Origin of the sequence: Protofrankia sp. Cr2, from assembly GCF_963555885.1 — a bacterium.
Classification (GTDB): domain Bacteria; phylum Actinomycetota; class Actinomycetes; order Frankiales; family Frankiaceae; genus Protofrankia.
Window position 1 is genome coordinate 13,227 of record NZ_CAUVXG010000051.1, and the last position, 14,653, is coordinate 27,879.

A 14,653-nucleotide genomic window follows, 5' to 3' on the forward strand; every position below is an offset into this window, starting at 1 on the left:
TCGCGCGGCCGGCGGCTCTGACGGGCACCTGGCGGTGGACGGGCACCTGGGGATGGACGGGCACCTGGGGATGGATGGGCACCTGGGGATGGATGGGCACCTGGGGATGAATCCGGGCTGGCGCGGCGAGACGCTCGTCCTGCGCGGGACGCTCGACCGGGAGAGCCTGCGCCTGGCGGTGGTGGCCTTGCCAGGCGCCGAGCAGCGGTTCGGTTGGCTGGCCGACCAGCTGCCGAGCCTGCCCGGCTCCGGGATCATCTACACGCTGACCAAGCCTGCGGCCGAGGAGCTCACCGCGTTTCTCACCACTGCCGGTTTCGCCGTCGCGACCTACCACGGTGGCACCGAACCCGCCGAGCGGATCGCGGCCGAGGAGGACCTGCTGGCCAACCGGGTGAAGGCCCTGGTCGCGACCAGCGCGCTGGGCATGGGTTTCGACAAACCCGATCTGGGGTTCGTCGTCCACGTCGGAGCGCCGCCGTCCCCGATCGCCTACTACCAGCAGATCGGTCGGGCCGGACGCGCGGTTGAGCGGGCCGAGGTCGTGCTGCTGCCGGCCCGGGAGGACAGCGACATCTGGGCGTACTTCGCGGACGCCTCCTTCCCCGCGCAGAGCGTGGTCGAGGTGGTGCTGGGCGCACTCGCGCAGGCAACCTCCGCGATGTCCACCCAGGCGTTGCTGGCACGCGTGGACGTCGGGCACGGGCGGCTTGAGGCCATGCTCAAGGTGCTCGACGTCGACGGTGCGGTCCGGCGGGTCCGCGGTGGCTGGGAGGCCACCGGGGCACCCTGGGCCTACGACACCGAACGTTTCGCCAGGGTCGGCGCCAGCCGTGCGCGCGAGCAGCAGGCGATGCTCGACTACATCGCCACCACCGGCTGCCGGCTGGAGTTTCTTCGTCGCGAGCTGGACGATTCCACCGCGGCACCGTGCGGACGCTGCGACACCTGCACCGGCCGCCGGTGGCCCGGCGTGGTCTCCGAAGCCGCCCGGGTGAGTGCGAAGGAGCAGCTGGACCGTCCGGGTACCGTGGTCGAACCACGCCGGATGTGGCCGACGGGCATGCGCACGCTGGGCATCGGCGTCGCCGGCCGGATACCGGAGGCGGCCGGTGCGCAGCCGGGACGGGCGCTCGCCCGCCTGGGCGGTGTCGGCTGGGGCAACCGGCTGCGCCCGCTCGTGGCGCAGGGTGCGCCGGATGCACCGGTGAGCGAGGATCTGGTGGCCGCGGCGGTGCGGGTGCTGGCCGGCTGGGGGTGGCGGCAACGCCCGGCCGCGGTAGTCACGGTTGCCTCCCGCAGTCGCCCACAGCTTGTCGCGAGTCTGGGGGAGCAGATTGCCGCAATCGGGCGGTTGCCCCTGCTCGGCCAGGTCGAGCGGATTGTCGATGACCGCTCTGCGTATCGGATGCACAACAGTGCACACCGATTGGCCAGTCTCTGGGAGGCGTTCGCGGTGCCTGGGGATCTCGGGGTGGCGGTGGGGAACCTGCCCGGCCCGGTTCTCCTGGTCGACGACCTGATCGTCACAGGCTGGACCATGACCGTCGTCGCCAGGGCACTGCGCCACGCCGGAGCAGTCGGCGTACTGCCGTTCGCGCTCGCGGTCGAAACCGGCTAGAGGGCCAAAGGGCGCGCGACGATCGTCAGATCGCGCGCCCGGAGGCCGTAATCTCCGGAGTACTGACGGCCAAAGGGTGCGCGACGATCGTCAGATCGCGCGCCCGGAGGCCGTAATCTCCGGAGTACTGACGGCCAAAGGGCGCGCGACGATCGTCAGATCGCGCGGCTCAGCTCAGCTCAGCCTGGGACGATCTCGTTGGGTGCTGGAGCGGTGATGTTCAGGGGGAGTCCGAAGTCCGAGTAGGTCACCGTACGGATGATCTCTGTGTGCGGGGCCGGACTGTCGGACGCGGCGCTGGTGACGGTGATGCGGAGCTGGCGGATGAGCCCGTCCGCGTCGATCCAGGCCTCGGTCGGCTGGAGCACCGTCCCGAGAATGCCCTTGTAGTAGTCGACGGTGGCCGCGCTGATGTTTCCGCGCTGGGATGCTGTCTCCAGGTTTACCGACAGCTTGTAGTGGATCGTCCGAACACCGTCGACGGATTCCTCGCCCACGGTGGTGACCGGGGCCGCCGCACCGCTGAGAAAGCCGAGTCGCAGCGCCGCGTCGTCGCCGGCCCCGGGCTGTACGGAGGACGGCGACGTGGCCGGCGAGGTGGCCGACGACGGCGAGGTGGCGGAACCGCTGGCTCCGCCACCTGGGACGACGCGGGTCCACCGGGTCGAGCTCGGCGCGCCGCCGGCCGTGACGCTGCGCTGGTAGAAGTCAGGGCCGATGATCCGCACCTCGCTACGGCCGCCGCCGTCGACGTCGCGCACGGTCTGGCTCGTGCTGTGGGCGAAGTCGACCGTGCCCGTGCCGGTGGTGGAGATTGTCTGCTTGCGGCCGGCCACGGAAACGAGCGTCGCCCCGTAGGTGAAGTGAATTCTCGCCGTCTTCCGCGCGATTGTCGTGGTGTAGGCGGATTCCAGCGGAATGGGTACCGCGCTGGTCCGCGTCGCGCTCGGAATGCTGGTCGAAGCGATCGCGGTCGGCGGGGGTTCGGCGGAGTCGGACGAACATGCCGCTGTGCTCAGCAGCAGGCTCGCCGCCAGCGCAACGATGCTGCCGGTGGTCACCTGCACGTTGCGTCCAAGGATCCGAGCCATTCGCCGTCCCCCCCATCGTGCGCACCGGCCGACGCAGCCGGATCAGAAGCGCCGGAAGATGAGCGCGCGCTTGACCTCCTGAATTGCCTTGGTCACCTGAATTCCACGAGGGCATGCGTTCGAGCAGTTGAAAGTCGTCCGGCAGCGCCAGACTCCTTCCCGCTCGTTGAGGATTTCCAGCCGTTCGTCGGCACCTGCGTCCCGGCTGTCGAAGATGAAACGGTGCGCGGCCACCATCGCGGCCGGACCGAAGTATTCTCCGTCATTCCAGAACACCGGACACGATGTCGTGCAGGCCGCGCACATGATGCATTTCGTGGTGTCGTCGAAGCGTTCCCTGTCCGCCGCGGACTGCAACCGCTCGCGGGTCGGCTCGTGGCCTTCGGGTATGAGATACGGCTTGACCGCCCGAAACGCGTCGAAGAACGGTTCCATGTCGACGATGAGGTCCTTCTCGACCGGAAGTCCTTTGATCGGTTCGATCGAGATTTCCGCGCCGAGGTCCTTGACCAGCACTTTGCAGGCAAGCCGGTTCGCACCGTTGATCCGCATGGCGTCGGAACCGCACACACCGTGGGCACAGGAACGCCGGAACGACAGCGATCCGTCGAGGTTCCACTTGACGTAGTGCAGGGCGTCCAGCAGCCGGTCGCTGGGGTCGAAGGGAACGGTGTAGCTCTTCCACTGCGGCTCGGCACTCACCTCCGGGTTGAAGCGCCGGATTTTCAGCGTGACAGTCCGCCCGGCCGTTGTGGTCGGCCCCGGATCGGCCGGTGCGGTGGTTGATAGATCGTCGGTGACAGTCACGCCGGACCTTTCTCACATCAGACCCACAGTGCAGGCCATCACATCATAGGCCGCACTCTGGATGACCCGAACATCGAAGCCCTGCCCCGGCCTGGCAGGCCAGCGGGATGCGATCTGTTTCTCAGTACTTGCGTTCCATCGGCTCGTAGCGGGTCATGGCGACGGGCTTGTAATCCAGCCGGATCTCGGCATCCGGCGAGCCGGCGGCGAGTGGCCCGGAGCGGTAGGCCATCGTGTGGCGCAGGAAGTTGACGTCGTCCCGGGTCGGATAGTCCTCCCGCGAGTGCCCGCCGCGCGATTCGTTGCGGGCCAGTGCGCTTACGACCAGGCACTCCGCGAGGTCGAGCAGGAAGCCCAGCTCGACCGCTTCCAACAGCTCGGTGTTGTAGCGCAGGCCCCGGTCGGTGACGCCGACCTGCTGGTAGCGGGCCTTCAGCCCGGCGATGTCGGTGACCGCCTGCTTGAGCGTCGCTTCGGTCCGGTACACCGACGCGTTGACGTCCATCGTCTCCTGCAGCTCGCCGCGGATGGCCGCCACGTTCTGCGTGCCCGCGCCGTCGCGAAGCCTGCTCAGGAGCCCTTCGACAAAGGCCGCCGGGTCCTCGGGAAGCTCAGCGTGACCATGGGTCGCGGTTGCGTGCCCGGCGGCGGCGATGCCCGCCCGGCGGCCGAAGACGTTGATATCCAGCAGCGAGTTCGTCCCGAGCCGGTTCGCGCCGTGCACGGACACGCATGCGACCTCACCGGCCGCATACAGGCCCTCGACGATGTCGGTGTTGTTCGCCAGCACCTCGGCGTCGATGGTTGTCGGGACACCGCCCATGGCGTAGTGGGCGGTCGGCTGGATCGGAATCGGGTCGGTGTAGGGCTCGATGCCCAGGTAGGTGCGGGCGAACTCGGTGATGTCCGGGAGCTTGGCGTCGAGCTGTTCGGGTGGCAGGTGGGTCAGGTCGAGATAAACATGGTCACCATTCACGCCACAGCCGCGGCCGGCGCGGATCTCGGTGTAGATGGCTCGGGCCACCATGTCGCGGGGCGCGAGGTCCTTGATGGTCGGCGCGTAGCGCTCCATGAAACGCTCGCCGTCCTTGTTTCGCAGGATGCCGCCTTCACCGCGGGCACCCTCCGTGAGCAGAATGCCCATCTTCCAGATGCCCGTCGGGTGGAACTGGTAGAACTCCATGTCCTCCAGCGGCAGTCCGCGCCGGAAGAGGATGCCCATCCCGTCGCCGGTCAGCGTGTGCGCGTTCGAGGTGACCTTGAACACCTTGCCGAACCCACCGCTGGCGAACACCACCGACTTCGCTCGGAAGACGTGTACCTCGCCGGTGGCCAGCTCGTAGGCGACCACCCCGGCCACGACGCCCTCGGTGAGCAGCAGGTCCAGCACGTAGAATTCGTTGTAGAATTCGATGTTGTGCTTGACGCACTGCTGGTAGAGCGTCTGCAGGATCATGTGACCGGTACGGTCGGCCGCATAACACGAGCGTCGGACGGGCGCTTTACCGTGGTCACGGGTGTGGCCACCGAAGCGACGCTGGTCGATCCGGCCTTCGGGCGTGCGGTTGAACGGCAGGCCCATCTTCTCCAGGTCGAGGACCGCGTCGATGGCCTCCTTGCACATGATCTCGGCGGCGTCCTGGTCGACCAGGTAGTCACCGCCCTTGATCGTATCGAAGGTGTGCCACTCCCAGTTGTCCTCCTCGACGTTGGCCAGGGCTGCGCACATACCGCCCTGGGCCGCCCCGGTGTGGGAGCGCGTGGGATACAGCTTGGTCAGCACCGCGGTGCGACAACGCTTGCCGGCTTCGAGCGCCGCGCGCATCCCCGCGCCGCCGGCGCCCACGATGACCGTGTCGTATTTGTGAACCTGCACCGCTTGGACCTCCGCCTTCCCAGGCGTCATCAGGAGATGTTCGGGTCGAATGTGAAGATGACCAGCGATCCCAGCGTGATGACCAGGGTTGCCGACACGTAGAGCAACATCTTGAGCCAGAACCGGGACTGCGGCCGCTCGGCATAGTCATTGATCACTGTCCGCAGGCCATTGGTTCCATGCAGTTCGGCGAGGACGAGCATGAGCAGATCCCAGGTCCGCCAGAACGGCGAGGCCCAGCGGCCCGCGACGAAACCGAAGCCGACGCGCTGCACACCGCCATCAAGGATGTTCATGATGAACAGATGGCCGAGCACCAGGAAGAGCAGCAGAATCCCCGAGATCCGCATGAACAGCCACGCGTACAGCTCGAAGTTCGTCCGCGCCTTCGGGCTGCCCGGCCGACGCCGCGGGCTGCGCGGTGCCTCGATGGCCGGGCCGGCGGCGCCGTCGATTGTTGTCGCCATCAGGACGCGCTCCCGAACAGGGTCTCGAACGTGTGCTTGAGCATGAAGAACGTGCCGGGGACGACGAGGATCAGCCACACCACGATCTCGGTGTAGAGCATCTGACGCTGGAAACGTGGACCGGACTCCCAGAAGTCGATCAGTGTGATCCGGATCCCGTTCAGTGCGTGGAAGACGACCGCGGCTACCAGCCCTACCTCCATCAGGTTCACGATCGGGTTCTTGTAGGTCGCGATCACAGTGTCATAGGACGACGGTGACACCCGCACGAGTGCGGTGTCCAGGACGTGGGCGAACAGGAAAAAAAAGATCAGTACGCCTGTGATCCTGTGGGCAACCCAGGACCACATCCCCTCACGGCCGCGGTAGAGCGTTCCCGCTGGTGCCTTCGGCACTGAAAGCTCCTCCGGACCTGCCTTCCGACAGGCTGGTCCTGATCGTTCCGTCCGATGACTCGCGGTAACTTAGCTGGCCCGAGCCTCTCGCGTCGGCAGGCGGAGCGAAGCCGGCGTGGCAGGTTCGGGCGGCCCCAAGGCGCCTTGAGACATCATGTGGACGATGGTTTGTGTGGACTCGATGTTAGTGCTGACCCCCTGGGGGGGCATGCTAGCTCCCGTGACACTTAGGTGAGGTATGTCACAGAAAGTGATCGCCTTCATTGTTTTTCCTGGATGCCAGCTTCCGGACCCGCTGATCCCGCGGGCTTCGGGGCGTCACGGAGGCGGCTGCGGAGCTGTTGTCGTGGGCGCTGGAGCAGGGGATGTGCTCTCGGGTGCCGTCGGGGTGGGCGAGACAACCGGCGTCGTGGGGGTTGCGGCGACGTTGGTAGGGGTCGGGCTGGGGGTCACCGCCTCGGTGGCGACCGGTGGCGCCACGGCCGGGCTACTGGAGGTTGTCGGTGACGCTTTGCGGCTGGAAGTAAACCTGAGTGGTGGTGCAACGCCGGTCGGGAGTACCCGAGGATTGAGGTTGTACTGATCGTCCGCCGTGGTGCTCGCAGCCAGGGTGCCGTTCCCGCTGGGCTCCTGCGGTTGGCCGGATTCGGCGCCGGGGGCGAGGATCCCGCCGAGGGCAATCGCTGCGCCAACCGCCACGGAAGCGGCGGCGACCGCGATAATCACACCGCGTCTGACCGGAGGTTCACCACCGTTGCTGGTGGTTGGCTCCGGCCTGCCATTCGGGTAAAAACGATCAAGAAGCGCCCCGGATGGGCCGATCGCGAAGTCGCCCGAGACGGGTAGCAGACCGTCGTCCGGAACTGGACGTCTGTCGAAGCCGTGTCCGCCGGTGCCCGGCGGGCCGGCGGTGGTGCCCGGCGGGCTGGCGGAGCCCCGACGATTCGTCAGGGCGGTGGTACCCGTGATTCCCGACGCGCCTGCCTGCGAGGGGTCCTTGCGCAGCCCGGCGGTCAGCGCGGTCATCGGCTTCTCACGCAGAGCGGAGCCGACCGCAACCTCGGCGATTCCGCCCCTGTCGACGATGGCGCCGATGTCGGTCGGGCCGTCGCCACCCCCATCGTCTTCTTGATCGTTTTTTGTTGCTGGATCGCCTGTGGCTGCTGGATCGCCATCGGTCACTGGATCGGCGTCGGCGTCGGCGTCGGCGTCGGATACGCCGGCGGTGGTTCCGCCGGCCGTGGTCGGGCTCAGGGCCATGGCATCGGCGTCGGCGTCCCCGGTGGGCAACAGATCGCCGCCGACGTCCTCAAGACCGGCCGAACCGGGCTCGACCTGCGCGTGGTCACCGCGGCCCGGCGGCCGGTCGATCTCTGGTCTCGACCGGCCGTTGATGACGGAGGCGGGTACCGCCGCGGTGCCCTGGGCGATCGGCGCCAGTCGCTGACGTATCTCGGTTGCCTCCGGGCGCTCGGGCGCGGGCCGGTCGAGTAGGTCGCTGAGCAGGCCGCGCAGCGGACCTGCGAGCCGGAACGGACGCCTGCGTCCCTCCACCACAGCAGTGAGAACCGCATAGGTTTCGGGTCCTTCGAACGGGGGCTGCCCCTCTACCGCCGCGTACAGCGTGGCTCCGAGTCCCCACATGTCGCTCGAGGGACTACCGGAGGAACCACGCACCCGTTCGGGGGCGATGTATGCGGGCGAACCCACGAGCGCGCCCGTACCGGTGAGGGTAGAGTCGCCTTCGGTAGCTGCAATCCCGAAGTCGGTCAGCCGGACGTGTCCGTCCCGGCCGAGTAGCACGTTGCCGGGTTTGATATCGCGGTGCAGCACGCCCGCGGAGTGCGCGGCGGCGAGTGCGTCCACGAGGGTCAGGCCGATTGCCGCGACCTGTGCCGGCGGCAGTGGGCCGTGCGCGCGGATGACCTCGCCGAGACTGTCGGCGTTCACCAGCTCCATGACGATCCAATGGCGTTCGGCCTCTTCGGCCACGTCATAGACGGCGACGATCGCCGGGCTGTGCAGACGGGCCAGCGCTCGGGCTTCACGCAGTACCCGCGCTCGGATCGCATCACGCTCGACCTGGGTGCCGGCGAGCGGAACAAGGATCTCCTTGATCGCTACTGGCCGTTGGAGCAGCTCATCCTCGCCGCACCACACGACGCCAGCGCCACCGCGACCGATTGGAGTATCCAGACGGTAGCGCTGAGATACATATCGGGGTGTGCCGTGACGCGACGAGTCGTCCGGCGGGCGTGTCGATCTGGACATCGTCTCAAGTCTCGCAGACGCGTTGCTGGATGTTTCGGCCGCCCTTGCCCAGCGCGGTCCGTTGGCCACCGTTCACGGGCCTGGCCGGAACGTCGAGAAAAGCCGCCACATCAACGGTAGGTCGGCTGACCAGGTGGCGTCGGATGTCGACCAGTACAACGCGTAGCCATGGCCGTTACGAACAACGCCCCGATTGAGAACGCGCACCTTCTTCCCTCCGGACGTGTAGATAAACTCCCAGTCCGCCTGGATCGAGCCGTCCCCACCGTCACTCGGCACAATCCGCAGCCGTTCGTAGTTCAGTACTTGCGCGCGCAGGCCGGGTTCGTGCGTCTGCCAGTCCACCAGCGCGGATGGGTTCGCCTGCATTGAGGTGTCGATGCGCAGGTAGGAGCCGGTATCCGGATTGCGGAAATCGATTCGCTCGGTACCGCCGGCAGGGTGCGCTTCCCAGCCCTGTGGGTAGGCGACGGACCAGCCGGAGGGGCCACGATATGACTGCCAGCCCGCGGGTGGTGCCACCGGGGTCGGGTCCGTCGGTGGCAGGCCCGGATCATCGGTCGCCGCCGCGCCCGTGGGTGACGTCCCATCCGCGGAGCCTGGGGCCGACGTCCTGGCAGTACCCGATGGGCCGGTCGTGCCCGATGGGCTTGCGGCCGTGCGGCTGGACGCGGCAGCCGGCTCGGCGCGGTTGCCGGTCGAGCCGTCCATGCCCGAGCCCAGTACCGCCACAGAAGCCGCGGCCACGCCCATGATGAGCGCCGTGACGGCGACGGCCACCAGGCGCCGGCGCTGGTTGGTGCCCGGCCGGGAATCCGCCGCTGGTACCGACCCGGGTGTGGCCGGCGGGAGCGTGCTACCGGCTGTTCCGGCTGTTCCGGCTGTTCCGGGCGTTGCCGCAGCCGTCCCGGCCCCGATCGGGATTGAGGTGATCGTGGCTGGTGCAGCGGTCGGTGCGGTGGCCGGCGCCGCGCTGGGATGAGTGGACGCCTGCCCGGCATGCTCCCGGTCCGGGTCGAGGGCGCGGATGCCGACCGGATGCTGTGCGGACTCACGTTCAGCGACCTCGCGCAGCCGCCGCCTCGCCCGCGGTAGGGACGGGCGGGCCGACGGCATCGGCGCCATGAGGTCATCGATGATCGGTGCGAGGGCGCCGGCGAGCCGGAACGGCTGGCGCCGTCCGTCGACGATCGCGGTGAGGGTCGCAATGGCGCTGTCGGACTCGTACGGCGGCCCCCCTTCCACCGCGGTGAACAGCGTCGCGCCGAGTGCCCAGATGTCGCTACCTGGACCGCCCACTCCGCCGCGCGCCCGCTCCGGGGCTATGTAGGACGGCGAGCCGAGAAGAACCCCGGTCCGGGTCAGCGTCGGATCCCCGGCCGACAGTGCGATGCCGAAGTCGGTCAGCCGGGCGCGTCCGTCAGCGCTGATCAGCACGTTGGCGGGCTTCACGTCACGATGGACGATGCCACTGCGGTGCGCGGCTTCCAGGGCGTAGCCGAGGCTGATGCCGATCCGGGCGACCCGCTCGCGGGGCAGCGGCCCGGAGCTGCGGATGATGTCCGCCAGCGACGGGCCGTCCACCAGTTCCATGACGATCCACGGGCAGTCATCGGAATCGAGCACGTCGAAGACCGACACGAGGCCCGGATGGTGTAGCCGGCCGGCTGAGCGCGCCTCGCGAAGCACCCGCGTGCGCAGGACCGCGTGTTCGTCCGCGGAGATCGACGGCGGAAGGCGGATCTCCTTGACCGCGACCTCGCGCCGCATCAGCTCGTCGGTGGCCGCATAGACCACGCCGAAGCCGCCGCGGCCGAGCTCGTCACCGAGCCGGTAACGACCCCCGATGAGGCGGCGCGGGCGCGAATTCCGTCCAGCCTCTGGCTGTTCTGGCTGTTCGGTCTGTGTTGCCTGTGCCGGCAGTGCTTGTCCTGGTGCTTCAGGCTGTTCAGCCTCGGGCATCGCGTCGTGGTCGAACGGCATCCGTCCGTTTCACCTCCTCGTTTCCATCGTCGCGGACGTAGCTGACCGTTGCCGGTACCACGGTCACGGTGAGTCGGTCCCGTCAGTGCTCCCGGGACTACGGCTTCCGGGCGCGCGATCTGACGATCGTCGCGCACCCTTTGGACCTCTAGGTCACGGTGTCGGTACGTTTGGTCGCCAAGCCCGTGTGGCCGGTGGTTGGTCCACTTCATCACACACCACGGGATGGGAGGACGCCCGGCTCTGGTCGAACCGTTCGGCGCTGTCGGGCGTTGGGACAGCCCTGGGTCGCGTGTCTCGCCCGCCGTATCGGGACCGACCGGTCCCGTGGCCGTGATCACGGTGCCCGAGGTCCGGCTTTTGGTCACGCCGGCAGCCAGACGTACACACCGCCGGTGAATGTCGGTTGGCTCCCCACCAGAAACGTCACCGTGTCGCGCAGCTCGGCCACGTGCGGGGTTGGGCCGAGTATGACGGCACGTATCCTGAGTCGGGCGAAATCGTCCCGTGCCTGCGCGATCCGGGCGGGGGTCAGAGGTTCGGAGGACAGGCCCTGCCCGACGTCGGTCAATAACCGTGCCGTCGCCGTCGGCGTTCGTCCACCCATATATGCTTTCCCGTCGTCGGCCGGGCCGATAAAATAGCCGCCGGGCATCGAGAAATGGAAGCGGGCTGCTGTCTGCCAGAAAAGTGGCGCAGTCTGGACCCCGCTCGGGTATGGCAGCACCAGTACGTTCGAATTCGCTGGGAGAATTTCAACGGCATTGGTGGTGAAGAACGACGGAACAGCAGGCGATCGTTCGACGGAGTATGGCCGCGGGACCAGCGGCAGGACGCATACCGCGGCGACAGCGGCAGCCACGGTTGCCGTGAGCGGACCACCGAGTCCAAGCTGAGAAGGTAGCCTGTCCAGAACGATGGCGAGGACGAGCCCCGCCATCAATGCTGTGCCAAGAGCGAACCTGTCGGGTAGCGCGGCGTCGAAGACCGGAATGCGGGCGACCAGGTGCCATGGCAGTGGCAGGCCCGTCTCGATACCCCTGACGAGCAGCGTGCTGCCCAGTGTCAGGACCGCCAGAGCCACACCGGTGAGCCCGGCTACCCGTAACCTGAGGTCACGAAAACCGATCACGGTCGCGGACACACAGAGGATCAGCAGGGGCCAGCCGAGGTAGCCCATGTACTCCGGCGCGCCGCCCTGAAAGGTAGCTGCCCGCTCGGCCTGTTCCGGCGATGCCAGTAACTGGCGCGCGGAAGGAACGTAGAAGCCCGTTAGGTCGCTCTTGAAGAAATTGGTGAGAAACGGGCTTCCGTGGCTCCGCGGGGAACCGAAGAACTGAAGTACCAGGGGGATGCCGGTCAGTGCGAGACAGGACAGGAAAGCGATCAGCAATGCGCGGGCGGACCCGCCGGCACGGCGGACGTATTCTGGCCGGCTCAACATCAGCAGGCCAAGCCCCAGCGTGGCCGTCACCGCGGTGATGAACAAGACCTCCTCGCCGGTCAACAGCTGGAGGCCGGCACCCGTGCCCAGCAGGATGCCTTTTCGTAGCGGCCGGCCAGTCTGCCGGACGATATCGGTGACCAGGCAGAGTAACAGCGGGATAGCCGGTGCGAGAACCAGGCTCAGATGTCCCGTACCGGCCGCCACCAGTGCCGGAGAAAAACCGTACACGACGCCACCGATATAGGCTGGGGCCGTCCTCACGCCGAGCATGCGCGCAAAGAGATAGGCGCCCGATGCTGAGAGCGAGAATGCCAGGACAACCAGCACGTTGTAGGACGCCACCGGGCCGGCGACGGTGGTCAGCGGGGTCAGTATCAGGCCTGGAACCAGGACGGATGTGTTCCAGAGGGCGTTTATTCCTTCTGGCGCGTTTGCCAGGTGCGTGATGAACGGGTTCGACAGGCTGGTTACCGCATGCGCGGTGTGTGCGAGCCACCAGCAGTACAGGCCGGTGTCGTTCGGATTGCCGGCGATGATGTTCCGGGCGGGCTCGGACCAGACCTTGATGGTGAGCGCAAAGGCCAGGAGGAGGTAGCTTGATCCTATCAGCGCCCGCGGCCGTATACGTTGTGGCCACCTCGGCCACCTCGGCGTGACAGGTGTCGCCGTGACAGGCACCGTCTGACCGACGGTCGATGGCTCGACGTTGTGCCCGGTCGCGGGTGCGGCCAGGTCGGCGGACCGCTGCTCCATTGCGTCCTCCACTGACTACCGGCAGGGAATCACAGTGGCGCCCGTCGTCCAACCGTCGGACGCGCTGGGCGCGCTGGGCGCGCATCGAGTCCGTACCGCTCGGAGCCACGTCCCTGCTCAGAGCCACATCCTCGCCCAACCATCGCCCAACCATCGGCCTGAGCCGGTGCCCGAGACGAACGTGTCGACAGTTGTCCCGCCAGCCCCTGGATCCTGCCGGTACCTGCTTGCCGTCGGTACCGGAGTCTGCCCCGACGCCCGATCCTCGGGCGTTCTACATCATCCTCACATCGGTTGGCAGTGACATGTCCCATGGAGTCAGCATCCCGACACGCGGTGCCTCTACTGGGCAGCGTCCGGCACCCCTGCCGGTTGGTGCCGATGGTGCTGCTGGCTGGTACTGCCGCGTCGCAATGCCCGCCTGGAGGATGCTGAGCTCCGCATCGCGGGCGCGGGGTGCATGTGACGGGTACAGGGACGGGCACAGGGAGGTCTCCGGGTGATCAAGCCGAGTGGTGGCGACGAGACACCGGCGGCGGGCGCTGTCGACTGGGAGCGCCTTCGGCGGATGGCGAGGGAAATTGCGGCCCGTGCGTACGCTCCGTACTCCCGCCTCCGGGTGGGCGCCGCAGCCGTGGTGGACGACGGCCGCCTGGTTGTTGGCTGCAACGTCGAGAACGCATCCTTCGGGCTCACGCTCTGTGCTGAATGCAACCTGCTCGGGGCCTTGTATGCGTCCGGCGGCGGACGGCTCGTCGCGTTCGCCTGCGTGGACGCTGCTGGTACCCCGCTCGCACCGTGCGGTCGATGTCGCCAGCTTCTGTACGAACACGGTGGTCCGGATCTCCAGGTAGCGCTGGCCGATGGTCCGCGTCTACTCGGCGATCTTCTTCCAGCGGCATTCGGGGCCACCGCGCTGCCACCGCCCGCCGATCCCGGCGCCGAACCCGCCTCGATGGGCGGACTGGCGAACGGCGGTGGCCGTCCATGACCTTCCACGTCATCGACCTGATCAGGACGAAGCGGGACGGCGGTCGGCTGTCCGACGACGCCGTGGACTGGCTGATCCGCGCCTACACCGACGGGGCTGTGGCCGACGAGCAGATGGCGGCTTTCCTGATGGCCGTGGTGTGGCGGGGCATGGAGCCGGCGGAATTGACCCGCTGGACCGCAGCGATGGTTGCCAGTGGTGAACGCCTCGACCTGTCCGGGGTGGGCCGTCCGACCGTGGACAAACACTCCACCGGCGGGGTCGGTGACAAGGTCTCGCTGGTCGTGGTGCCGCTCGTCGCGGCATGCGGCGCCGCAGTGCCCCAACTGGCCGGGCGTGGGCTGGGCCACACCGGCGGGACTCTGGACAAGATGGAGGCCATCCCCGGGTGGCAGGCGGTCCTCCCGCCCGACCGGATGCGTTCGGTGCTGCGCGATGTCGGCGGGTTCATGGCCGCTGCCGGTGCCGGGCTCGCGCCCGCCGACCGCAAGCTGTACGCGCTTCGGGACGTGACAGCGACAGTGGAATCGATTCCGCTGATCGCGTCATCCATCATGAGCAAGAAGATCGCTGAGGGGACGTCCGCGCTGCTGCTGGACGTCAAGGTCGGCTCCGGGGCGTTCCTGACCTCACCTGCCGACGCGCGGCTGCTCGCCGAGACCATGGTCGAGCTGGGGAATGCCGAAGGCGTGGCGACCGAGGCGCTGCTCACGGGCATGGACACCCCCCTTGGACGGACCGCCGGCCATGCCCTTGAGGTTGCCGAGGCTGTGGAGACCCTGTGTGGCGGCGGACCGGCCGACCTGGTGGAGGTCACGGTGGCATTAGCCCGGCGGATGTTGGCGTTGGTCGGTCTGGACGGCGGCGCGGACCCTGCAGACGTCCTCGCAGCGGGGACGGCATACGACACGTGGCGCCGGATGGTCATCGCGCAGGGTGGCGACCCCGACG

11 protein-coding genes are annotated in these 14,653 nt (G+C 67.9%); 3 read left to right on the forward strand and 8 right to left on the reverse strand.

The annotated features are described in order from the left end of the window. Positions 1 to 1,621, forward strand: a 1,621-nt coding sequence (locus tag U9978_RS19115) for a helicase-related protein (protein WP_322762507.1), incomplete at its 5' end; no start/stop codon positions are given. A 179-nt stretch (positions 1,622 to 1,800) separates the two neighbouring features. Here the strand turns inward: U9978_RS19115 and U9978_RS19120 are convergent. The 8 genes from U9978_RS19120 to U9978_RS19155 all read right to left on the reverse strand — a co-directional run bounded on the left by U9978_RS19120 (position 1,801) and on the right by U9978_RS19155 (position 12,711). Beyond that, positions 1,801 to 2,712: an LppX_LprAFG lipoprotein gene (locus U9978_RS19120; RefSeq protein WP_322762508.1), complete on the reverse strand. Its 912-nt coding sequence runs from the start codon at positions 2,710 to 2,712 to the stop codon at positions 1,801 to 1,803. 42 nt (positions 2,713 to 2,754) lie between these two features. Beyond that, entirely contained in the window at positions 2,755 to 3,519 is a 765-nt protein-coding gene (locus tag U9978_RS19125; protein ID WP_322749129.1) for a succinate dehydrogenase iron-sulfur subunit, read from the reverse strand. A 121-nt stretch (positions 3,520 to 3,640) separates the two neighbouring features. Continuing rightward, positions 3,641 to 5,395, reverse strand: a complete 1,755-nt coding sequence (gene sdhA, locus U9978_RS19130; protein ID WP_322762509.1) for a succinate dehydrogenase flavoprotein subunit — start codon at positions 5,393 to 5,395, stop codon at positions 3,641 to 3,643. Positions 5,396 to 5,424: 29 nt separating this feature from the next. Beyond that, the gene (locus tag U9978_RS19135; RefSeq protein ID WP_322762510.1) at positions 5,425 to 5,862 is read right to left on the reverse strand and encodes a succinate dehydrogenase hydrophobic membrane anchor subunit; all 438 of its coding nucleotides are present in this window, start codon (positions 5,860 to 5,862) and stop codon (positions 5,425 to 5,427) included. Further along, complete coding sequence (gene sdhC / locus U9978_RS19140; RefSeq protein ID WP_322749131.1) at positions 5,862 to 6,257, reverse strand: succinate dehydrogenase, cytochrome b556 subunit; 396 nt, start codon at positions 6,255 to 6,257, stop codon at positions 5,862 to 5,864. Before sdhC ends, U9978_RS19135 begins: the two co-directional genes overlap by 1 nt. 318 nt (positions 6,258 to 6,575) lie before the next feature. After that, positions 6,576 to 8,528 carry a serine/threonine-protein kinase gene (locus U9978_RS19145; protein ID WP_322762511.1) on the reverse strand — a complete coding sequence of 651 codons (1,953 nt, stop codon included), beginning with the start codon at positions 8,526 to 8,528 and terminating at the stop codon, positions 6,576 to 6,578. Between the two features lie 72 nt (positions 8,529 to 8,600). Further along, positions 8,601 to 10,511, reverse strand: a complete 1,911-nt coding sequence (locus tag U9978_RS19150) for a serine/threonine-protein kinase (protein ID WP_322762512.1) — start codon at positions 10,509 to 10,511, stop codon at positions 8,601 to 8,603. 364 nt (positions 10,512 to 10,875) lie between these two features. Continuing rightward, positions 10,876 to 12,711, reverse strand: a complete 1,836-nt coding sequence (locus U9978_RS19155; protein WP_322762513.1) for a hypothetical protein — start codon at positions 12,709 to 12,711, stop codon at positions 10,876 to 10,878. A gap of 499 nt (positions 12,712 to 13,210) precedes the next feature. On the opposite strand from U9978_RS19155, the gene U9978_RS19160 reads away from it, so the two are divergent. Both U9978_RS19160 and U9978_RS19165 read left to right on the forward strand, forming a co-directional pair. Further along, complete coding sequence (locus tag U9978_RS19160) at positions 13,211 to 13,702, forward strand: cytidine deaminase (protein ID WP_322762514.1); 492 nt, start codon at positions 13,211 to 13,213, stop codon at positions 13,700 to 13,702. Continuing rightward, a partial coding sequence (locus tag U9978_RS19165) for a thymidine phosphorylase (RefSeq protein WP_322762515.1) occupies positions 13,699 to 14,653 on the forward strand: 955 nt, incomplete at its 3' end. The genes U9978_RS19160 and U9978_RS19165, both read left to right, overlap by 4 nt.

What these genes read in the sequence shown, in the direction of transcription:
- U9978_RS19135 (WP_322762510.1), bottom strand. Translation starts at nt 5,862, where the DNA reads ATGGCGACAACAATCGACGGCGCCGCCGGCCCGGCCATCGAGGCACCG.
- U9978_RS19150 (WP_322762512.1), bottom strand. Translation starts at nt 10,511, where the DNA reads ATGCCGTTCGACCACGACGCGATGCCCGAGGCTGAACAGCCTGAAGCA.
- U9978_RS19145 (WP_322762511.1), bottom strand. Translation starts at nt 8,528, where the DNA reads ATGTCCAGATCGACACGCCCGCCGGACGACTCGTCGCGTCACGGCACA.
- U9978_RS19120 (WP_322762508.1), bottom strand. Translation starts at nt 2,712, where the DNA reads ATGGCTCGGATCCTTGGACGCAACGTGCAGGTGACCACCGGCAGCATC.
- U9978_RS19155 (WP_322762513.1), bottom strand. Translation starts at nt 12,711, where the DNA reads ATGGAGCAGCGGTCCGCCGACCTGGCCGCACCCGCGACCGGGCACAAC.